General features: G+C 65.8%; 19 protein-coding genes and 1 riboswitch. Of the genes, 15 read left to right on the top strand and 4 right to left on the bottom strand.

The window, feature by feature from the left end:
- Positions 1-56 precede the first annotated feature (56 nt).
- The 4 genes from NTV05_13810 (at position 57) to NTV05_13825 (ending at position 4,825) form a co-directional block, all read left to right on the top strand.
- Positions 57-911, top strand: coding sequence for an MBL fold metallo-hydrolase (locus tag NTV05_13810; GenBank protein ID MCX6545471.1), 855 nt, complete (start codon positions 57-59; stop codon positions 909-911).
- Between the two features lie 397 nt (positions 912-1,308).
- The gene (locus tag NTV05_13815; GenBank protein MCX6545472.1) at positions 1,309-1,680 is read left to right on the top strand and encodes a hypothetical protein; all 372 of its coding nucleotides are present in this window, start codon (positions 1,309-1,311) and stop codon (positions 1,678-1,680) included.
- Between the two features lie 173 nt (positions 1,681-1,853).
- Complete coding sequence (locus tag NTV05_13820) at positions 1,854-3,293, top strand: pitrilysin family protein (protein ID MCX6545473.1); 1,440 nt, start codon at positions 1,854-1,856, stop codon at positions 3,291-3,293.
- Positions 3,290-4,825, top strand: a complete 1,536-nt coding sequence (locus NTV05_13825; protein MCX6545474.1) for a pitrilysin family protein — start codon at positions 3,290-3,292, stop codon at positions 4,823-4,825. Before NTV05_13820 ends, NTV05_13825 begins: the two co-directional genes overlap by 4 nt.
- 72 nt (positions 4,826-4,897) lie before the next feature.
- Here NTV05_13825 and NTV05_13830 read toward each other — a convergent pair whose 3' ends face one another.
- On the bottom strand, positions 4,898-5,719 hold the full coding sequence (locus tag NTV05_13830) for an arsenite methyltransferase (GenBank protein ID MCX6545475.1): 822 nt from the start codon (positions 5,717-5,719) through the stop codon (positions 4,898-4,900).
- 256 nt (positions 5,720-5,975) lie between these two features.
- On the opposite strand from NTV05_13830, the gene NTV05_13835 reads away from it, so the two are divergent.
- The 7 genes from NTV05_13835 to NTV05_13865 all read left to right on the top strand — a co-directional run bounded on the left by NTV05_13835 (position 5,976) and on the right by NTV05_13865 (position 14,169).
- Positions 5,976-8,306, top strand: coding sequence for a hypothetical protein (locus NTV05_13835; GenBank protein MCX6545476.1), 2,331 nt, complete (start codon positions 5,976-5,978; stop codon positions 8,304-8,306).
- Positions 8,307-8,350: 44 nt separating this feature from the next.
- A complete protein-coding gene (locus NTV05_13840; GenBank protein ID MCX6545477.1) occupies positions 8,351-8,848 on the top strand; it encodes a dTDP-4-dehydrorhamnose 3,5-epimerase family protein in 498 nt (165 codons plus the stop codon).
- A gap of 55 nt (positions 8,849-8,903) precedes the next feature.
- A complete protein-coding gene (gene rfbB / locus NTV05_13845; GenBank protein MCX6545478.1) occupies positions 8,904-9,920 on the top strand; it encodes a dTDP-glucose 4,6-dehydratase in 1,017 nt (338 codons plus the stop codon).
- Between the two features lie 68 nt (positions 9,921-9,988).
- Positions 9,989-10,939: a GDP-mannose 4,6-dehydratase gene (locus NTV05_13850; protein ID MCX6545479.1), complete on the top strand. Its 951-nt coding sequence runs from the start codon at positions 9,989-9,991 to the stop codon at positions 10,937-10,939.
- A gap of 7 nt (positions 10,940-10,946) precedes the next feature.
- Entirely contained in the window at positions 10,947-11,915 is a 969-nt protein-coding gene (locus NTV05_13855; GenBank protein MCX6545480.1) for an NAD-dependent epimerase/dehydratase family protein, read from the top strand.
- Positions 11,912-13,252 carry a DUF92 domain-containing protein gene (locus NTV05_13860; GenBank protein ID MCX6545481.1) on the top strand — a complete coding sequence of 447 codons (1,341 nt, stop codon included), beginning with the start codon at positions 11,912-11,914 and terminating at the stop codon, positions 13,250-13,252. The genes NTV05_13855 and NTV05_13860 overlap by 4 nt, the downstream gene beginning before the upstream one ends.
- A complete protein-coding gene (locus NTV05_13865; protein ID MCX6545482.1) occupies positions 13,252-14,169 on the top strand; it encodes a UbiA family prenyltransferase in 918 nt (305 codons plus the stop codon). Before NTV05_13860 ends, NTV05_13865 begins: the two co-directional genes overlap by 1 nt.
- Positions 14,170-14,238: 69 nt before the next feature.
- Here NTV05_13865 and NTV05_13870 read toward each other — a convergent pair whose 3' ends face one another.
- Together NTV05_13870 and NTV05_13875 are read right to left on the bottom strand one after the other, a co-directional pair.
- Positions 14,239-15,072 (bottom strand): zinc metalloprotease HtpX, encoded by an 834-nt coding sequence (locus NTV05_13870; GenBank protein MCX6545483.1) that lies wholly within the window; start codon positions 15,070-15,072, stop codon positions 14,239-14,241.
- 154 nt (positions 15,073-15,226) lie between these two features.
- Entirely contained in the window at positions 15,227-16,363 is a 1,137-nt protein-coding gene (locus NTV05_13875; GenBank protein ID MCX6545484.1) for a M20 family metallopeptidase, read from the bottom strand.
- Positions 16,364-16,380: 17 nt separating this feature from the next.
- Between NTV05_13875 and NTV05_13880 the strand changes: the two genes are divergently transcribed.
- Positions 16,381-17,028, top strand: a complete 648-nt coding sequence (locus NTV05_13880; protein ID MCX6545485.1) for a hypothetical protein — start codon at positions 16,381-16,383, stop codon at positions 17,026-17,028.
- 12 nt (positions 17,029-17,040) lie between these two features.
- On the opposite strand, the gene thiC is transcribed toward NTV05_13880, so the two are convergent.
- Positions 17,041-18,780, bottom strand: coding sequence for a phosphomethylpyrimidine synthase ThiC (thiC, locus tag NTV05_13885; GenBank protein MCX6545486.1), 1,740 nt, complete (start codon positions 18,778-18,780; stop codon positions 17,041-17,043).
- A gap of 153 nt (positions 18,781-18,933) precedes the next feature.
- Positions 18,934-19,026, bottom strand: a riboswitch (TPP riboswitch).
- 188 nt (positions 19,027-19,214) lie between these two features.
- Here thiC and NTV05_13890 point away from each other — a divergent pair.
- From NTV05_13890 to NTV05_13900, 3 genes are read left to right on the top strand one after another with little or no spacing between them, the layout of a single operon-like run.
- Positions 19,215-19,433, top strand: coding sequence for an AbrB/MazE/SpoVT family DNA-binding domain-containing protein (locus tag NTV05_13890; protein MCX6545487.1), 219 nt, complete (start codon positions 19,215-19,217; stop codon positions 19,431-19,433).
- On the top strand, positions 19,430-19,897 hold the full coding sequence (locus tag NTV05_13895) for a PIN domain-containing protein (GenBank protein MCX6545488.1): 468 nt from the start codon (positions 19,430-19,432) through the stop codon (positions 19,895-19,897). The genes NTV05_13890 and NTV05_13895 overlap by 4 nt, the downstream gene beginning before the upstream one ends.
- 24 nt (positions 19,898-19,921) lie before the next feature.
- Entirely contained in the window at positions 19,922-21,379 is a 1,458-nt protein-coding gene (locus NTV05_13900; protein MCX6545489.1) for an SEC-C metal-binding domain-containing protein, read from the top strand.
- The last annotated feature ends 17 nt before the right edge of the window (positions 21,380-21,396 follow it).

Below are 21,396 nucleotides of genomic sequence, written 5' to 3' on the forward strand. Positions count from 1 at the left end.
TAGAAGGGAACCTTCCGGCGCGCAACAGCGGGACGGCCGGGTTACTATGGTTCTCAGTGCTGGCACTCCAGAACACGATCTCCGGCTTCTCTCGAGCCATGTACAGCAACTGGCTGTGGCACCGGCCGCTTCAGTTGCTGATTGACGCGGGCGAAGGACTGCAACTGGCCCTCGGCCAGCGGGTGTGGGCACCGGACATCGTCGCGATCACGCACGGCCACGCGGACCACCTGCTGGGCCTTCCTGGGTTCATCGCCTCGCGTCGCTTCAGCAAGGGTGCGCAGGACAAGCCTCTTACGATTCTGTATCCCGAGGGCTCGGCGGCAGTCGAGACTATCCACGACCTGGCGGGCCGCCTCTGGCCGCACGAGCAGTTCCCGGTGACGTGGATCGGTATGAAGGCCGGCGACGAGCATCGGTGCGGCCGAACGCTCGTGCTGCAGTCGTTCGCGTCCCGTCACGGCATGTCCGAGCTGACGCTGGGATATCGCGTCCTCGACCTGCGCCGGCATCTCAGGGCCGAGTTCGCGGGACTGCCCGAATCCGACGTGCGCGAGCGAGTCCGCACGATGGGCCGCGAGGCCGTCATGGAGGAGTACCGCCACGTGGTCTTTGCGCACACTGGCGACAGCATGCCGATTCCAGCCGACCTGGTGGCCAAGGCCGATCTGCTCGTCCACGACGCGACGTTTCTCGACGGAGACGATCGCAAGTGGGACATCCACGCCACGGTCGGCGAAGCGCTCGCTGTCGGGCGGGCGGCCGGCGTCGGCTGCCTGCTCCTGTACCATTTATCAATCCGCTACGAGCGGAACGAAGCCGTTCGCCGGCTGCGTGCGCTGGTCGCGGAGTCAGGCTTCTCCGGGGATTGCTGGCTGCTCGACGATGGGCGGCTGATTAGTCTTCGATAGCCGAATCTGGCGGCGGCAAGAGAAGGGGGCCGGTATGCAGAAATGCTCGATCACGCATACCTGTATCGCCACGATCCGGCGTGGCCATGCTCCCGGTGTGGCTGTCCGCATCCGCGCCAGAGCGCTACGGCGAGCCCGCGACCGCAGCTCAACGAGCGAAGTCGGGGCGGGGGTGCTTTCCGGCCGTAATCTCCGGCGTTTGTCCCCCTGCTGCCGGGGTGTTGCTCGGAGCCGAATCCGCACTTTCGGACATGAATATCCGCACTTTTTCCCAGCAAATCAGGGCATCAACCCGATTGAGGAAATTGGCGCGCTGCCGTACATTATGTCTAGAAGCTGAGAGCGAGAGACGGAACAGAGAGCAACGAACCGGCACTTATATAGAAAGAAGGACATCATGGCACACGAAGGCGGCACCAAGGTCAACTACGGGTTCTACTGGAGCGCCAGGGCGTGGGACATGGCAATGATCCCCGCCGAGGGCGGTCTCCTGCCGGGCGGGTCGGATCGGCGCTACGCCCGAATCCCGACCTTCCTGTTCCTGCTGATGGCTCCCTTCATGGGCGCTCTCTACGTGGTGTTCCTGCCCTTCGTGGGCTTCGCGATGCTGGCCGGGTACGCCGCCCGCGGTGTCAAGCGGCTTGCGACCGACGGCTTCATGAACATCGCGGTGGCGGTGAGCCCGCACTGGGCGCCGGGAGAGGCGTACCTGGCGGGCCGGCGGAAGGCGAAGGCCGACAAGCTCGCGGCGCGCAGGAAGACAGTCTGAGCGACGCCGCATCAAGAACGGGCGGTGTGTGGCGGAAGGATGCCGGATGGGGGCCCGGCACCTGGACGCCTGCACCGCCCGGAGTCGTTTTGGGGCTTCGCGCGCGCACCTCACCGCACCGCCGTATATATAATCGTCACGTACGCTCCCCCTTCCCAAGGAGAACAGCCATCGTGCTCACTACCAGTCGGCGGATCGCCGGACTTGGCCTGCTGGCTCTGGCCTGTCTCGCGGCGGCGCAACGCCCGCCCGCCCGAGACGCCGGCGCCGCCACAGACACCATCAAGATCCCGTTTGAAACCTACACGCTCGCCGATGGATTGACCGTCATTCTGTCGGTCGACCATACGACACCGACCGTCGCGGTCAATGTCTGGTATCACGTCGGATCGAAGAACGAGGTGCCCGGGCGCACGGGATTCGCGCACCTGTTCGAGCACGTGATGTTCACCGGCTCCGGCCATGTGCCGTACGGGCTGCACGACAGGCTGACCGAAGGCGTCGGCGGCAACAACAACGGGACCACCTCGAACGATCGCACGACGTACTTCGAGACGGTTCCCTCCAACTACCTGGAATCGGCGCTGTGGATCGAAGCCGACCGCATGGGCTTCCTTCTCGACACGCTCGATCTCGCCAAATTGAATGCACAGCGCGACATCGTCAAGAACGAGCGCCGCCAGGGCGTGGACAATCAACCCTACGGGCTGGCGTCCGAGATCCTGTCGCACGCGACGTACCCGGAATCGCACCCGTATTCGTGGGATGTCATCGGCAGCATGGCTGATCTGTCTGCGGCGTCCGAAGAGGACGTCAAAAACTTCTTCCGCCTCTACTACGCGCCCAACAATGCGTTTCTGGCGATTACCGGCGATTTTGAGCCGGCGCGGGCGAAGGCGTGGGTTGCGAAGTACTTTACGGACATCCACAGAGGCAAGCCCGTCACGCGGCCCGCGGTGAACCCGGTGCGGCTCGCCGGCGAGCAGCACCTGGTGTACGAGGACAAGGTGCAGGTCCCGCGCCTGTACATCCAGTGGCCGACGGTTGGCGAGAGGAGCGACGACCAGTTTGCGCTCGATGTGATGGGAGCCATCCTGTCGGGCCCCCGCACGGCCCGATTGACCAAGGCGCTCGTGTACGACAGGCAGGCGGCGGCATCGGTCGGTGCGTACCAGAACTCGAACGAGGATGTCGGCGAGTTCGCGGTGATCATCACGCCGCGTCCGGGGAACTCTCTTACCGATATCGAGGCGCAGGTGGACGCCATCATCGCCGCGTTCAAGAAGGACGGCCCCACTGCTGACGAGATCAAGCGCGCGGCGGCGGGCCTCGAGTTGTCTTACCTGCGCGGGCTCGAATCGAATCTCGGCAAGGCCATGACGCTCTGCGACGGCGCGGGCTTCCACGGGGATGCCGGGTACTTCAAGGCGCAGTACAGGAAGTACCTGACCGTGACAGGCGCCGACGTGACGCGGGTGGCCAACACGTACCTGACTGCCGGCCGTGTCGTGTTGAGCATCGTGCCAGTCGGCAAGGCCGACGAGGCCTCGAAGCCTGGTCAGAGCAGGAAGGTCACGGCCGACAATCTGCCTCGCGCGGAGGTGCAGCGATGAAGACGCTACTCGCCCGGTTCACACGCAGCTCAATCGCCATCGCCGCGCTGGTCATGCTGTCCAACGGGATGGCGCCGGTCGGCGCGCAGCAGACGGGACTCAAGCCCCCGCCAGCGCGGCCTGCCGCGACGACACCAACGCAGGCGGCGCCCGTCCTGGATCGCACGAAGATCCCGCCAGCCGGCCGGACGCCCGTGCTGCGCGTGCCGACGTGGACCAGGTCGGCGCTGGCCAACGGCGCGGAACTGATCGTGTCGGAGCGACACGGCCTGCCGCTCGTGTCGTTCTCGCTGACGATTCTCGGCGGCTCGGCGCAGGACGAAGCGCCGAACCGGCGCGGCCTCGCGGGCCTGACCGCCGCGATGCTCAGCGAAGGCACGAAGACGCGCGACGGCGAGGCGCTGTCGAACGCTCTGCAGATGCTCGGCACGACGGTCGCAGTCGGGATCGGCGCAGAATCGGGATCGATGAGTTTTGTCTCGACGAGCGGGAAGTTCGGCGCCACGCTCGACATCCTCGCCGACATGCTGCTCAACTCCACCTTCCCCGCCGACGCGCTCGAGCGGCTCCGCGCCCAGCGACTGGTCAGCCTGACACAGGCGCGGTCGCAGCCCGGGTCCATCGCCAGAAACGTGTTTCCGATGACGATCTACGGACACGCGCATCCGTTCGGAGCGGTCGCCACCGAGGCCACCCTCAAGGCCATTACGCGAGACGATGTGGTCGCGCTGCACAAGGCGTACTTTCAGCCCGGCAGAGCGGTCATCATCGTGACGGGTGACGTGGCGGCGGCGACGGTCAGGACCACGGTCGAGAAGGCGCTCGCCGCGTGGCCGGCCGGCGGGTCGAGGCCCGCGTTCGCCTACCCATCGCTCCCGAAGCCGGCGGCAACCGCCATCTACCTCGTGGACAAGCCGGGAGCGGCCCAATCGACGTTTGCCATTGGCCTGCCCGGCCCCGCGCGCCACACGAAGGACTACTACGCGCTTCAAGTGATGAATACGATGCTGGGAGGGCTTTTCCAGTCGCGGCTCAACGCCAACATTCGCGAGGAGAAGGGCCTGAGCTACGGCGTCGGCTCATCGTTCGGCTTCGGCCATGGGCCAGGAGCGTTTCGTGCCGGGGGCGACATCATCTCGGCCAAGTCCGACGTGGCGTTGATTGAATTCATGAAGGAACTGCGGGGCATCGGCGGCGCCCGTCCCGTCACGGACGAGGAACTGAAGACTGCCAAGGACGCGCTGGTCCAGAGCCTTCCGGAGGAGTTCGCGTCCATCAGCGGCATCAATGGGTCGATTCGAGAACTGGCCGTCGATGGCCTGCCCGACACCTACTACCACCAGTTCGGCGCGGCGGTCGGCGCGGTGACTGCCGCCGACGTCGTGCGCGTCGCGAGACAGTACATCGATCTCGATCACCTCGCGATTGTGATCGTCGGGGACCGGGCTACCATCGAGGGCCCGCTCAAGGCGACCGGCATCGCTCCGATTGTCAACCTGGACATCGACGGCAATGTGGTGAAGATGAAGTAGGGGCACGGCATGCCGTACCCCTACAGCCGGCAGGCGCACTCGGCGATTTGAGGCGGAGCTTCGCGATCGACATCAGACGCCCGGCTTGCGGCCGCGGATGAAGCCGCTGTAGAAGCGCTCGTCGACAAGCGGCGCGATTAGGTCGATGTCGATGCCGTGGCCCTCGAGGAACTCGCGCGCATCCGCTGCGCGGTAGACGCGGGTGGGCTCGATCGACACATCAACGAAGCCCGCCCGGCCCAGTTTCGCCAGGTAGTCCGACTCGTCGAGCGCGCCCGCGAGGCAGCCAATCCACAGTTCCACGTTGCGGCGGATCGCGGCAGGGATCTCGCCCCGAACCACGACATCAGAGACCGCAAAGCGGCCGCCCGGCTTGAGCACCCGGAAGGCCTCGGCGAGGACCTTGTCCTTGTCGGCCGACAGGTTGATCACGCAATTCGAGATGATCACGTCGACCGAGTGGTCCGGCAGCGGGATCTGCTCAATCTCCCCTTTCAGAAACTCCACATTGGTGGCGCCGGCCTTCTGTTGATTGGTGCGGGCCAGGGCGAGCATTTCATCGGTCATGTCCAGGCCGTAGGCCTTGCCCGTCGGCCCGACGCGTCTCGCCGACAGCAGCACGTCGATGCCACCGCCGGATCCGAGATCGAGCACGACCTCTCCCGGGTTCAACTGCGCGAGCAGCGTCGGGTTGCCGCATCCGAGTGAGGCGATCACAGCGTCGGCCGGCAGCCCACGGGTCTGTTCTCCGCCGTACAGGTTGGCGGTAATCGGATCGACGGCTCCCAGCGGGGCCGGGCCGCATCCGCAGCCGCAACTTCCGGCGTTACCGCTGACGACGCGCAGCGCCGCCTGGCCGTACTTTTCTTTCACAACGTCCTTGATGTTCGACATGATGATGCTCCTTGGTGGGCGTGGGTGGGGCCCGGCCTGGGGTGAACAGGGGTCGGGACACATGTCATACGTGACCCGAGCATGTGCCCGACCCCTGTTCATCAACATTGATTGGAATTATAGATCTATGTCAACCGGAACTCCTGGACCGGCCAGACACACCCTCTTGCCGGGCCCGTGGGACGCCGAAGCCAGGGGCGACGGGCGCCTCTGTCCGGTTGGCGGGGTGCGCCCTCCGTGGTAACCTTCGAAACGCATGAATCGACTCCTGTTGGCGACGCTGTCGGCGCTCGCGCTGGCCGCGTCACCCGCGCTCGCGCGACAGGTCCAGCCGCCTGTCCCATCGGTGCCCGGCATCAATTCGAACCTCCAGTGGCACGCCGAGCGCCTCGGCGACAACCACTGGAAGTTGATAGGCGATGTCGAGGTGGAAAAGGACAACGTCAAGATCTCCGCCGACGAGATGGAGATCTTCACCGACAAGGATCTGCTCACCGCCAAGGGAAACGTGACGCTCACCACGCTCACGGAGCGGATTTCCGCCGAATCGCTCGAATTCAATACGCGGACCAAGCTAGGCGTCTTCCACCATGCGTCAGGCAGTTCCCAGATCGAGGACAACCCCAGGAAGCCCAGAAACCAGTTCGGCGCGCAGGAGACCGAGGTCCTCTTCTACGGTGAGACGATCGAGAAGATCGGCTACCGCAAGTACCGGATCACCAAGGGCGGCTTCACGACCTGCGTGCAGGCCAACCCGCGCTGGATGCTCACGTCCAGTTCGGTGGTGGTCAACGTCAACCACTACGCGATGCTTCGAAACGCGGTGGTCAAAGTCAAGGGCGTGCCGGTGCTCTACCTGCCGGTCGTCTATTACCCGATCAACAAGGAGGACCGCGCGACCGGGATCCTTCTGCCTGTATACGGCACGTCGTCGTTGCGGGGCCAGACGCTCAGCAACGCGTTTTTCTGGGCCTTCGGCCGAAGCCAGGATGCCACCTTCATGGTGGACTGGTTCTCGAAGACCGGATACGGTTTCGGAACCGAGTATCGCCGCGTCGCCAGCGGAGGTTCAAGCAGCAACCTGCGCTTCTACCGCCTCAACGAGAGGGCCATCGCGTATACGAGCCCGGTCACCGGAACGCAGGTGTCAACGGCCGGACGCCAGAGTTTCCAGCTGCAAGGTTCGGCCTTCCAGAATCTGCCGCTCAACCTGAAGGCCAGGGCGCGGCTCGACTATTTCTCGAGCGTCTCGGTCCAGCAGACCTACAGCACCGACGTGCTCAACGCGACGATGAACACGCGGTACTACGGCGGGGGCATCAACGGCAACTGGGGTTCCTACGGGGCCGCCGTGACGTTCGACCGGTCCGAGACCTTCTACAATTCCACGCAATCGACGGTCACCGGGGCGACCCCGCGCTTTTCGCTGTCGCGCAAGGAACAGCCGCTGTTCGGGTCCCCCCTCTACTTCGGCCTCGGCGGCGAGTTCGCAGGCCTGGTCCGCGAGACGGTGACCACCGACGCGGCGGGCATCCGGACGGCGCTGGACACGGGGCTGTCACGCATCGACGTCGGGCCCAGCATCCGGTTTCCATTCACGCGCTGGCCGTTTTTCACCGTCAATTCGTCGTTGGGCTGGCGGTTCACCAGGTGGAATCAGAGTCTCAACGCGTCGGGCGTTCAGGTGCAGGAGCCGATCGATCGCACGTACTTCAACATGTCGGCGCAGTTTGTCGGGCCGGTGTTCAATCGCGTCTGGAGCACACCGGGCGGCCGGTACGCCGAGAAGATCAAGCACACGATTGAGCCGTGGTTCACCGTCCAGCGGCTGACCTCGATCGACAACTTCGATCAGATCGTCAAGATCGACGGGACCGACACCATCGTCGGCGGTTCCACGCAGGTTCAGTTCGGCCTGAGAAACCGCTTCTACGCGAAGCGGAAGATCGGCGGGGTGGCCGCACAGAGCCGGCAGGTGCTCAGCGTAGGGATTCAACAGACCTACTACACCGATGCGCGCGCGTCCCAGTACGACCCGGCGTACACGTCGAGCCTGTACGTGCCCGTGGCCCGGCCGCAGAAGATGTCGCCGATTTCGCTCGACGCGGCGGTGTCCCCCACCGACAACCTGAGCGCGACGTTCCGAACCGAGTACAACACGTACGCGAGCACGTTTCTGTCATTCAGCGCGGCGGGCACATTCAGGCTCAGCGATTGGCTGGTCACCTCGACCGGCTGGAACAAGCGGAACTTCGGACCCTCTGGGGTCGGCCTCGCCGCCATCAGCCACTATCTCAACCACGACACGTCGCTGAGTTTCAACAAGAACCGGCTGGGCGGCCACGTCTCGTTCAACTGGGACCTCGAGCACAACACGTTTCTGCAGCGCCGGTTCGTCGGCTTCTACAACGCGCAGTGCTGTGGTGTGATCGTGGAGTATCAGACGTTCGACTTCAGCGGGCTCTACCTTGGCGGCTATAATCCCCGCGTCACGAAGGACCACCGCTGGAACGTGGCCATCACGCTGGCAGGCATCGGCACGTTTTCCAACATCTTCGGGGCGCTGGGCGGCGGCACGACCCGATAGCCTTGCGCCGGGGCGACCCGCCTTCAACCTGGAAGGAACACACCGTGGCTGAACCCGCGAAGTACTCGGAACCAGGCGTCAAGTCGCCGCGCATCGCCGGCGTCCTCGTGAAACCCCTGAAGTTGATTGCGGACGAACGCGGCTACCTGCTCGAGATGCTGCGCGCCGACGATCCCTTCTTCACCAAGTTCGGCCAGACCTACATCTCGGCCACCTACCCGGGCGTCGTCAAGGCGTGGCACTACCACACGGTGCAGGTGGACCACTTCGTCTGCATTGCGGGCATGGTCAAGCTGGTGCTGTACGACTCGCGCACGGATTCGCCCACCTACCGAGCCATCAACGAGTTCTGCCTGGGCGATCAGAATCGCAGCCTGGTGGTGGTGCCGAATCTGGTGTACCACGGCTGGAAGACCATCGGCCCGGAGATGTCGCTGGTGGTGAACATCCCGACCGAGGTGTACCGATACGACAATCCTGACGAGTATCGCGCGGAGCCCCATGGCGTGCTGCCGTACGACTGGACGCGCAAGGACGGGTAGGGGGCAGGCTAGATTCGGGGGTCGGGGTTCGGGCACAGAGGGACGGCTGAGCATGATTGAGGTTCTGGTGACGGGCGGCGCCGGGTTCATCGGCAGCAATTTCGTCCGGTATGCGCTTCGCACGCACCCGGACTGGCGGGTGACGACGCTCGACAAGTTGACGTACTGCGGGCGACTCGAGAATTTGCGGGACGTGATGGCCGATCCGCGCCATCGGTTCGTCCAGGGAGACATCGGCGACGAACTCGTGTCGGCGCCTCTGGTCAAGGCGTCGGAGATCGTCGTGCACTTCGCGGCCGAGACCCACGTGGATCGATCGCTGCAGAGCGCGGGCGCCTTTATTCGCACGGATGTTCTCGGGACGTTTGTGCTGCTCGAAGCGGCGCGCCAGGCGCCCCGTCTGCGGCGTTTCGTGCAGATCTCGACCGATGAGGTCTACGGCTCCGTGCCCACCGGCGCATCAAAGGAAACCGACGAACTGCGACCGCGCAACCCGTATTCGGCGAGCAAGGCCGGCGCCGACCGGCTGGCCTACAGCTATTGGGCCACCTATCACGTACCGGTCGTCATCACGCGGGCGTCGAACAATTACGGCCCCAACCAGTTTCCCGAGAAGGTCATTCCGCTGTTCATCACCAACGCCCTCGAGGATCGCGGCCTGCCGCTCTACGGTGACGGCCTGAACGTGAGGGACTGGCTCCACGTCGACGATCACTGCCGCGGCATCGATCTGCTCCTGGAGAAGGGCGAACCCGGCGAGGTCTATAACATCGGCGGCGGCAACGAGGTTCCCAATGTCGAGCTGACGAGGCAAATCCTCCAGTTGGCCGGCAGACCGGCGACACTCATCACGCCGGTGGCCGACCGCGTGGGCCACGATCGCCGGTATGCGCTCGACACGACGAAGCTCAAGGGCTTTGGATGGACGCCGCAGGTGGCCTTTGCCGACGGGCTTCGCGCCACCGTCGACTGGTATCGCGACAATCGCTGGTGGTGGGAGCCGATTACCCACCACGATCCGGCTTTCCAGTCCTACTACCAGGCCCAGTATGAAACGCGCCGTGGTGCCTGAGTGCGCCGATTCCCGAATGCGGCCACAACGATTCGACGCGCGGTGCGCGTGACGGAGGCGGAGCACCCATGAGCGGTCGCCAGATCGTCCTGATCACCGGCGCCGCCGGATTCGCCGGCAGCCACCTGCTCGACGTCCTGCTGCCGCGCGACTGCCGCGTGGTCGGGTGGAGGCGTCCTGGCATCGGCGCCGAGGTCCAGGCGCGGTACCCCGGGGTGGAATGGCTCGAAATCGAGTTGCTCGATCGCGATGTCGTGCGGCGGGCCATCGCGGGCCTCGCGCCCGACGTGATCTACCATCTGGCGGGCGCGCCGCACGCGGGCCAGTCATGGGGAGCGTCCGCGGACACCCTGGCCATCAACGTGCTGGCGACGCACCCCCTGATCGAGGGCATTCGCGCGGCCGGACTGCGGACACGAGTCGTCATCCCGAGTTCGGCGTATGTCTACCGGCCGGCCGACCATGCGCTCAGTGAAGACGATCCGCTCGAGCCGGCCAATCCGTACGCCATCAGCAAGATCGCCACCGAGTTGGCTGCCCGGCGGGCCACCCTCCACGACGGGATCCCTGTGGTCGTCGCGCGATCGTTCAATCATCTCGGGCCACGCCAGGACGCGTCGTTCTTCGGCTCCGCGGTCGCGCGCCAGATTGCCCGGATCGAGGCGGGCCTGACCGATCCGGTCATTCGCGTCGGCAATCTCGACGCCCGCCGCGACTTCACCGACGTGCGTGACACGGTGCGGGCGTACGTGGCTCTGGCCGAGCGCGGTCAGCCCGGACGCATCTACAACGTTTGCTCCGGTCACGCGCGAGTCATGCGCGATTTGCTCGACGGCTTGATCGCCCTCGCGCGCGTGCCGGTCAACGTGCAGCAGGATCCGGATCGGCTCCGGCCAAACGACACGCCGCTGCTGTTGGGCGATCCGTCGCGGATGACGAGTGAGATCGGCTGGAAACCGGAGATTCCGTTTGAAGTGACCCTGCGCGATCTGCTCGACTACTGGCGCGAAACCAGCTGAGGCCCACGTGCAAGTCCTCGTCACCGGAAGCACTGGATATCTCGGGCGGGCCATCGTCGGCGCCCTCCGGCAGTCTGGGCATACCGTGGTCGCCTACGGCCGATCGGCCTCCACCAGCGGACTGGCGGTCACCACCATCGACGGCGATATCCGTGACGCCGCTGGAGTGGTGCGGGCAGCGCGTGGCTGCGACGCCATCATCCACGCCGCGGCACTGGTGGCCGTGTGGCGCCAACGGGCCAGTGAATTCGACGAGATCAACGTCGGCGGCCTGGCCAACGTGCTCGGGGCAGCGCGCCAGCACGGCATCCCGCGCATCGTCTACACCTCGTCGTTTCTTGCACGGCCTCGCGAAGGCTACGGGGGTGTCCCGGCCTGGAACGACTATCAGCGAACAAAGGCCCTGGCCTCCCAGGCAGCCGACCGGGCAGTGGACCGGGGGGTGCCGCTCATCTGTCTATATCCCGGCGTCATCTACGGCCCCGGACGCAAGACTGATGGCAACCTGGTGGGACGAATGATTGCGGATCATCTGGCAGGCCGGCTGCCCGGACTGGTGGGGAGCAGGCGCATCTGGTCGTTTGCGTATGTGGATGATGTCGCCGCTGCGCACGTGGCCGCGATCGAACGGGGCCAGATTGGAGGCCGCTACTGTCTCGGCGGCGAGAACGCTCCACAGATGCGCGCGTTTGACCTCCTCCGCGAGATCACGGGACGACCGCTGCCGCGCCGCCTGCCTGGCTGGCTGGTGTCGCCGGCGGCGCTCGTCGATGAACTGCTGGCCACCTGGCTGGGCAGGACGCCGCAATTGACGACCGGCACGCTCGAGATCCTCCTTCATGACTGGCCGCTCGACAGCACTCGGGCCGTCCAGGATCTGGGGTATCGCGTGACACCGCTGCGGGACGGCATTGCGAAGATCGTGTCGTCGCTGGAATCGGAACGCGCCGCGGTCCAGGGAGTATCGGCGTCATGACGCTCGGCTATTCGGAGACCCGGCGGAAGTTGCTGCATGTCGGCATGGGCGGGTTTGCGCTGGCGCTGCGCGCACTGACATGGCAGCAGGCCGCGCTCTGCGCCATCGCCGCGCTTCTTTTCAATCTGTTCGTGCTGCCGAGGATCTCAGGCCTCGCGCTCAATCGACCGGTTGATCAGGCGCGAGGGTACCCGATCGGCATCCTGCTCTATCCGCTCTCGGTTCTGCTGTTGATCCTGGCGTTTCCGTCGCGACTCGACTATGTCGCTGCCGCGTGGGGCATCCTGGCATTCGGGGACGGCGCCGCGACGATCGTCGGCCGCGCGTGGGGGCGCCACCCCGTGCCGTGGCAGCCGGAGAAGTCCCTCGAAGGCGTCGCCGCGTTCCTCGTCTTCGGAGGCGCCGCGGGCGTGATGCTGGCGTGGTGGACGGCCCCCGCCGTCAGCCCGCGACCGCCCATCGAGTTCATCATCGTGGCGCCCTTGCTGGCGGTGGTCGCCGCGGGACTGGCCGAGACGGTGCCCATCCAACTGGATGACAACCTGACCGTCCCGGCTGTCGCGGGCGCGACACTGTGGCTGCTGGGACTGGTCACCGCGGACGTGTGGACGGTGACGCAGGCGGCGGTCTGGCAGCAGATGCCGATGGCGCTCGCGGTCAATTCGGTTGCGGCGCTGGGCGGATGGCGCGCCGGCACGGTCCGCATGTCGGGGATGATGATTGGCTGGTCGATCGGCGTCATCGTGTACGGTTGCGTTGGCCTGGCGGGGTGGACGCTGCTCTTCGTGACCTTCCTCGCGGCAGCTGTGTCGTCGAGGCTCGGCCTGCGGAAGAAGTCGCTGCTTGGAATCGCCGAGGAACGCGGCGGGCATCGCGGGGGAGGCAACGCGTTTGCGAACACGGGGCTGGCGGCTGTGGCGGCGCTGGCGGCTGTCCTCACGCCCTACCACGACGCGGCCCTGCTCGCGTTTGTCAGCGTCCTGGCGACGGGCGGCAGCGACACCGTGGCCAGCGAAATTGGAAAGGCGTGGGGCGGCAAGACGTACCTGGTGACGACGTTCTCTTCGGTGCGCCCGGGGACGCCAGGGGCCATGTCGCTTGAAGGCACCGTGACTGGCGTGGTGGCCGCGGTCGGGCTGGCGCTGCTCGGCGTCTGGCTCCATGTGCTTCCGATGTCGCTCGTCTGGGCCGTCGTCGGAGGCGCCATCGCCGGGTCGCTGGTGGAGAGTGCGCTGGCTGCGACGCTCGAGGCGTCGGGAATTGTCAACAACGACGTGCTGAATTTCCTGAACACCGCCACGGGCGCCATCGTGGCGCTTGTGCTGATGAGGATGTGATGACGGGTTCGGACCGGATGCGCACGGTCGTGGATTTCGCCCGGCCGTTCACGTTGATCGCGCCGGCGCTCGGATTCGTGTCCGCCGCGGCAACCGCGATTGGCGCGCGACCTGGCGAGGTGTGGAGTTGGTCGCTGGTGGTGCCGCCCATCCTCGGGGCGATCATGGCGGCCGTGCTGAACGTGGCTTCAAACGGCCTCAACCAGATCTTCGATTTCGAGATCGATCGGATCAACAAGCCGAAGCGACCGCTGCCGAGCGGACGGATGGGATTGGGCGAGGCGTGGGGCATCACGCTGGTGAGTTTTGCGGTGGCGTTCGTCCTCGCGTGGTTCGTGGCGCCGGGCGGCCGACACGAGTGCTTCTGGATGGTGCTGGCAGCCGCGTTCATCACGACGCTCTACTCCGTGCCCCCGTTCCGCACGAAGCGGCTGGGCATCTGGGCCAACGTGACGATTGCGATCCCTCGCGGCGTTCTGCTGAAAGTCGCGGGCTGGTCGGCGGTGAAGACCGCGGCCGGGTTCGAGCCGTGGTACCTGGGGGCGATCTTCGGGCTGTTCCTGCTCGGCGCGACAACGACGAAGGATTTCGCCGATATGAAAGGCGACGCCCGCGGCGGATGCCGGACGCTGCCGATTCGGTATGGCGTGACTCGGGCGGCGTGGATGATCTCGCCCTCGTTCGTGCTGCCGTTTCTGATGATCCCGGCGGGCGCGTGGATGGGCGTTCTCACCGGCAATTTCTGGCTGCTACAGGGGCTGGGCCTGCTGATGACGGCCTACGGCCTGTACGTCTGCTACCTGATGCTGCGACAGCCCGACACGCTCGCGGTCGAGGAAAACCACGTGTCGTGGGCGCACATGTACCGCATGATGTTTGTCGCCCAGATCGGCTTCGCGCTGGCGTACCTGCTGTGAGCCGTATTTGGGGCCAGGCCCCGTTTCTTGCGGGCGGGCCGAGAGAACAGAAATGGGGCCTGGCCCCAACTACTGGCCGAGCAGCGCGCGGATGCGCGACTCGGTGGGCGGATGCGTGCTGAACAGCGACATCATGCCCGACACGGTGAACGGCTTGATGATGAACATGTGCGCGGTGGCCGCATTGGCATCGAGCGGGATCCGCTTCGACGCGACTTCGAGCTTCTTGAGTGCGTCCACCAGGCCGTAGGGCGAGCCGGCAATCTCCGCCCCGCCGGCGTCCGCGCCGTACTCACGGGATCGCGAGATGGCCGACTGGATCAGGATGGCCGCCAGCGGCGCGAGGATGATCGTCGCCAGCAGCGCGATGGGGTTCGAGCCTTCGCGATCGTCGCTCCGGCCTCCCCCGAAAAACGCCGCCCAGCGCGCCATGTTCGCGATCATCATGATCGCGGCGGCCAGCGTGGCCGCAATCGAACTGATCAGGATGTCGCGATTCTTGACGTGCGTCAGCTCGTGACCGATGACGCCTTCCAGTTCTCGATCATCGAGGATGCCCAGGATGCCCTCGGTGGCCGCCACGGCCGCATGAGACGGATCGCGTCCGGTCGCGAACGCGTTGGGCGAGGGATCCGGGATCACGTACACCTTCGGCATCGGCAGGTTCGCGCGCTGCGCCAGCCGCGCCACGGTCTGGTAGAGCCGGTGTTCGGGCCCGACCGGCTGAGCCTTGTACATTCGCAGGACGATCTTGTCGGAGAACCAGTACGAGCCGAAATTCATGATGACGGCAAAGCCAAACGCGATGACGAGGCCGCCTCCCCCGCCGAGCATCTCGCCGATCACCATGAGCACGCCGCTCAGAAGGCCTAGCAGGAGTGTGGTCTTGAATGTGTTTCCCATATGTGTATCCGCATGAAAGCCGTCGCAGTTCCAGCTCAGTGCTTCGACTCGGAACTAGGATAGCGCATTCTCACGCCGCAATCCGGTCAGCGACCTCGCTCAGCACTAAGTCCTGAGGGAATGAGTTCGCCACCGAACTCGTGAATCGAAGGACTTAGCGCGCCAGGATCCGTTCGATCAAACCGGCGATCAGGGCGGCGCGCCACGGCAACTGGCCAAGATCGACGTGCTCGTCAAGTCCGTGGGCGCCAGCGCCGACGGCGCCGAGGCCATCTAATGTTGGGACGTCCAGAGCCGCCGTGAAGTTTCCGTCGGATCCGCCGCCGGTTGAGCCTTCGCCCAGTGTTCGCCCAAGGCCAGCCGCAACGGCCTGCGCCTGGCGAAACAGCGCCTCGACCACCGGTGTCCGCTCGAATGGAGGCCGATCCAGGCCGCCTGTCACGCTGAGGACGGCTCCAGGGATCTGCGGCCGAAGCGCCTGCATCGCGCGGGTCACGCGGTCGGCGTCTTCAAGGGTCGCCGCGCGCACGTCGATAAGCGCCTCAGCCTCTGCCGGAATGACATTGCCGCGGGTGCCGCCCCGCACGATGCCGACACTGAGCGTGGTCCCGCCGGCAGGATCCTGCAGCGATTCGATGGCCAGGATCTGCCGGGCCAGCTCCCGAATGGCACTGATGCCGCGTTCGGGCTCGATCCCCGCGTGCGCGGGTCTGCCTGTCACGCGCAGGTGGAACTCGCCGCAGCCCTTGCGTGCGGTCTTGAGGGCGCCGCCAGGCAGCGATGGCTCGAGCACGAGCACGGCGTCGGAGAGCCGGGCCTCGTTTTCAATGATGCTCCGCGAGGTGGCACTGCCGGTTTCCTCGTCGCTCGTCAGCAACACCCTCACCCGGCCGCGCAGTTCGGACGCCGAGTCCTGCAGTGCGCGCATCGCGAGCAGCGCGATCACGATTCCGGCTTTCATGTCGAACACGCCGGGGCCAAAGAGCACATCAGCCTTGTGCCGCAGCGGCCGCCGTTCCAGTTCGCCCACCGGCCAGACGGTATCGAGGTGTCCGAGTATCAGAATCTGGCGCGCGCCGGAACCGAACTCAGCCAACAGGTGGTCGCCCGCCGCCTCGCACGCCAGCACGCGCACGCTGCCGCCGACCCGTCTGATCATCCGAGCGACTTCCCTCCCACAGGCGTCGACCGCCGCCTTGTCGCCGGTCGGCGACTCAAGACGCACGAGCGCCTCGACGGCCTCCGTCGCCCAGGGCAACTCCGCCGCACAGAATGTCAGGTGGCTGTCCATGTCTATATAATGATCCCATGTTCCGCCTTCGGTACGTGAGCGGCGTTCTGGTATGTGTGGCGCTTCTGGCGATGGCCGGGCAGGCTCAGGCCCAGCCGCCTGTGGCCAAACCTCAGCCGCCACCAGCCGGCGCCACTCCAGCGCCGGCCAAGCCCGTCGCGCCTGCAACCGGCGCGCAGGCTCAACAGCCGGGTCCGGCGAAACCAGCGGCGGCAGCAACGACCGCGCCGGCTCAGACATCGGCTCCAGCCGTTCCCAAGATTCAGCCCGCCACCGACGCCGCGACGGAGGCACAGCCGACCGAAACGCAACTCGGCGTGAGGCTGTATCCGGGCGCCACATTCCTCGGCTCGTACGACGCCGGACGCGGCCAGCGCTTCTACCTGTTCGGCGTACAGCAGACATTCTCGAACACGGTGACGTTCTACAAGACCGATCTAGGCAAAGGCGAACTGGTGTTCGAGGCGCCGCCGATCCACATGTTTGACGTCGGCAAGTTCCGGGAAGAGACGATGGCGTTTCCGCCAAGCGTGACGATCAAGGACTACACGTGGGGAGAAGCGCCAGGCTACCCGAACCCCAAGCCTGGCGCGACGCCGGCGACGTTTCCGACGGTGATTCAGATCGTGCCGCAGCCAGCCACAGCCGCCGGTCCAATCCGCTAGCGGATCGCCGGTCTACCCCGGCTTCACCTCTTCGACCGGCACGTAGATCTCCGGCGTCTGGTGGAAGGCGTCGGCGCGCTCGCGCATCCCGACCTCCAGCGCTTCCTCTTCTGCGAGGCCGTGCGCGGCGGCGTAATCGCGCACCTGCTGCGTGATTTCCATGGCACAGAACCTCGGGCCGCACATCGAGCAGAAGTGGGCCAGTTTCGCGCTATCAGCCGGCAGCGTCGCGTCGTGGAACGCGCGCGCGGTCACCGGATCCATCGCCAGGTTGAACTGATCGTTCCACCGGAACTCGAATCGCGCTTTCGACATGGCATCGTCCCACCCCCTGGCCCGCGGGTGGCCCTTGGCCAGGTCGGCGGCATGCGCCGCGATGCGGTATGCGATGACGCCCGTCTTGACGTCCTCGCGATTGGGCAGGCCCAGGTGTTCCTTGGGGGTCACGTAGCAAAGCATCGCCGTGCCGTACCAGCCGATCATCGCCGCGCCAATCGCCGACGTGATGTGATCGTATCCGGGCGCGACGTCAGTAGTGAGCGGCCCGAGCGTGTAGAACGGCGCCTCGCCGCACCAGTCGAGTTGCTTCTCCATGTTCTCCTTGATCAGGTGCATCGGCACGTGGCCCGGGCCCTCGTTCATCACCTGCACGTCGTACTCCCAGGCGATCCGGGTCAGCTCGCCCTGCGTGCGCAGTTCCGCGAACTGCGCCTCGTCGTTGGCGTCGGCAATCGAGCCGGGCCTCAGTCCGTCGCCCAGCGAGAAGGCCACGTCGTACGCCTGCATGATCTCGCAGATGTCCCGAAAGTGCGTGTACGTGAAGTTCTCGCGGTGATGCGCCAGGCACCACTTCGCCATGATCGATCCGCCGCGCGACACGATCCCCGTCACGCGCCGCGCGGTCGTCGGGATGTGCCGCAGGAGCACCGCGGCGTGCACGGTGAAGTAGTCCACGCCCTGCTCGGCCTGCTCGATGAGCGTGTCGCGGTAGATCTCCCACGTCAGTTCCTCGGGCCGCCCCCCGACCTTCTCGAGCGCCTGATAGATGGGCACCGTGCCAATCGGCACAGCCGAGTTGCGCAGAATCCACTCGCGCGTCTGGTGAATGTCCTTCCCCGTCGACAAGTCCATCACCGTGTCGCTCCCCCAGAGCGTGGCCCAGCGCAGCTTGTCCACCTCCTCCTCGATCGACGAGCTGACGGCCGAGTTACCGATGTTCGCGTTGATCTTCACCAGGAAGTTGCGGCCGATGATCATCGGCTCGATCTCGGGGTGATTCACGTTGGCCGTGATGATGGCGCGGCCCCGCGCGATCTCGGAGCGGACGAACTCGGCGCCGAATCCCTCGCGCAGCGCCGCGAATTCCATCTCGGGGGTGATGCTGTGCTGCCGCGCGTAGTGCATCTGAGTGACGGGGCCGCGACCGCGCAGCGCCATCATCGGCTGGCCCGGCCGGTGGCCCGGCACCGCCGGCTCTCCCGGTTGCGGCTGGCGCGAGCGCACGACCTGGGTGACATCGCCGCGACCGAGGATCCACGCCCGGCGCAGTGGCGGCAGGCCCTCCTGAACGCTGACGCTCTGCGGGCCGCTCGTGTCGTAGAGCAGGACGGGAGGATCGCCGCCAGACACGGTCACCTCGCGCATCGGCACGCGCACGCCGTTCGGCCCTTCGATGAACACTTTCCGCGACTGGGGATACGCGCAGGCAAAATCAGACGGCTTGGAATCGAAAGACGGCTTGGCGTTCGGCATCGACGTGCTCCGCACGCGCTGGACGGGATCCGGCGCGGCAACCTCACGAAAGACGGCTTCAAGACCTGTGTAAACGGCTCGCGCGGTCGGCACCCGAATGGGTCTTGAAACCCGTCGTCTTCAACCTGGAGCCTGATGGTGACGGAGAACGGACGAGGCGGGATGCCGCGCTCCCTCCGCCGGTCTCAACCGGATCAGGTTCCAAGGGTGTATCTCAATCCCAGAGGGATACCCCTGACGGCTATGGGCACTATACCACGCGGGATTCTGGGGTCGGGCACGGCATGCCGTGCCCGCCTCAGCCTGCCGTCACCAACTCATCCAGCGTCTTCCGCACGTGCTGAGGTGATCGCGCCTGGCAGTAGGGTCATTGATCGTGACGGCCGCCTTGACGGCCAGCTTTACCTTGATTGACAATTGTAAAGGAGGCCATGATGCCAGAGGTGACCATGTCGAGCAAGAACCAGATTGTCGTGCCGCGGGGGGCTCGTGAAGCGCTCCGGCTCAAGCCGGGCTCGAAGCTCGAAGTGTTGGTTCAGGGGGACAGCCTGGTTGTGATGCGGGTTCCACGCAATCCGGCCAGAGCTCTTGCGGGATCGCTGCGTGGCACCTACCCGTCCGGGTACCTCGTGCGCGAACGAGAAAGCTGGTGAGCGGTCCAGCCCGCCTTGGGGCATTTCTCGCCCGCCACCGCAGGATCGGGGTGGACACGGCACCGCTGGTCTACCACCTGGAAGGCGATCCTCGGTACCTCGAAGCCACGACGGCCCTGTTCACGTGGCTGCAGGGCCAGGGCGCCAGCGCCGTGACCTCAACGCTGACTCTGACCGAACTGCTCGTGCAGCCGTACCGGATGAAGGACCGTCACCGCGCGGCCGTCGCATTTGCGGCGACGGCCCTCCTGAGGCACCTGGAGTGGGTGCCACCCACCTTGGGCATCGCGGATCGGGCAGCGCGGCTCCGAGCCGAGCATCGCCTGCGCACGCCGGACGCCATCCAGATCGCCACGGCGATCGTTGGCGGGGCAACCGGGTTTGTCACCAACGATTTCGATTTCAGACGCGTCGCTGGCCTCGAGGTGCTCGTCCTCGACGATCTATCAGGTGGTTCGGCTTGATTCCCGAACGTCAGGAGGTCATCGATGTCGGTCGGCCGAAATGACCCATGTCCGTGCGGCAGCGGGCGCAAGTACAAGCAGTGCTGCCTGTCGAACCAAGAACTGGGCGAGGTCAGGTGGCGGGCATGGCGCGAGGCCGAGGGCGTCGTAGTCCCGGCGGTCCTGGAGTTCGCCGGTGACACCTGGGGCGAATCGTTTCTGGAGCACGCATTCGAGCAGTTCTTCTCCGGCTCCCCGGACCCGGAGGATCCGCTGACGCACGGCCAGTGGGATCAACTCTTCCTGCCCTGGTTCGCGTTCGATTTCATCCCAAGGCCCAGCACGCTCCGGCGATCAGCCAAGTCCTGGCCCAGGACCACGCTCGCCGAAGCGTACCTGGGCGCGCACGGCCAACATCTGCCGCCGATGGAAACACGGGCGCTCCGGGCGGGGGCAGAGGCGCCACTCAGCTTTATGGTGGTGACGTCGGTTCAGCCTGGTCAGTCAATCGACGTGAAGGACATCCTGAGCGGGGACGTCCATCACGTGGTGGAACGGAGCGCTTCGACGAGTCTTCTGGCCGGACACGTGGTTCTCGCCCGCGTGATCGCGGACGGCGATCTTGCAATCATGTCCGGGCTGGGACCATTCCCGCTGTCTCCGACGAGCCATCAGACGGTGATCGACTACCGGGAGGCCGTCCTCCGCCCGCGTGGACCCGTCAACCGGGCCAGCGTGAAGGCCGCCGCCCCGGAGATCCTTGCGCTCTACCACCGACTGGCTCACGAAGCGCTGCACCCTGCGTCGCCACGACTTCAAAACACCGACGGCGATCCGCTGGCACCGACGACGCTGGAATTCAAGGTGCGGTGCAGCGTGCGCGAAGCGTTCGACCGCCTCAAGACGCTGACCCTCTCGAACGACGACGACGAACTGCTGGCGGACGCATCGTGGTCGGACACGGGTGAGTTGACCACCGTCGAACTGGTCTGGAGCAAGCGCGGGAATAGGCTGCACCGTCACTGGGACAACACGACGCTTGGCAACCTCGCGTTGTCGCCCGGCGGGTTGCGCGTGTCGGTCAATTCGACGAAACGGGCCCGGAAGATCCGGCGCCTCGTTGAGAAGTATCTGGGCAGCGATGGACTGTTCCTGCGGGAGACGATTGAATCGGTTGACGCTCTCCTCGAAGCCGCGAAGGTCGGCGGCGGTTCGGACGATCCTGCTGACGCCGGCCAGGGCATTGAGGACACGCCAGAGGGCCGGGCCATCCTCGCCGAAATGGGCCGGCGTCACTGGGAGGCCTGGTTCGACGGGAAGATTCCAGCTCTCGGCGGCGTCACCCCGCGCGAGGCCGCGAAGACACGGCTCGGCTGCGAACGTCTGGAAGCTCTCCTGGCCGAGTACGCATGGAGAAGCGAAGCTGGGCCGCGCAGCTCTATCGAGCCCGACGTGGCATGGTTGCGAGAGCAATTGGGTCTGCCGGGCGGAAAGGCCGGCTGATCGGCGAACCCTTGGGA

It is taken from the genome of Acidobacteriota bacterium, assembly GCA_026393755.1.
GTDB lineage: Bacteria > Acidobacteriota > Vicinamibacteria > Vicinamibacterales > JAKQTR01 > JBAXOX01.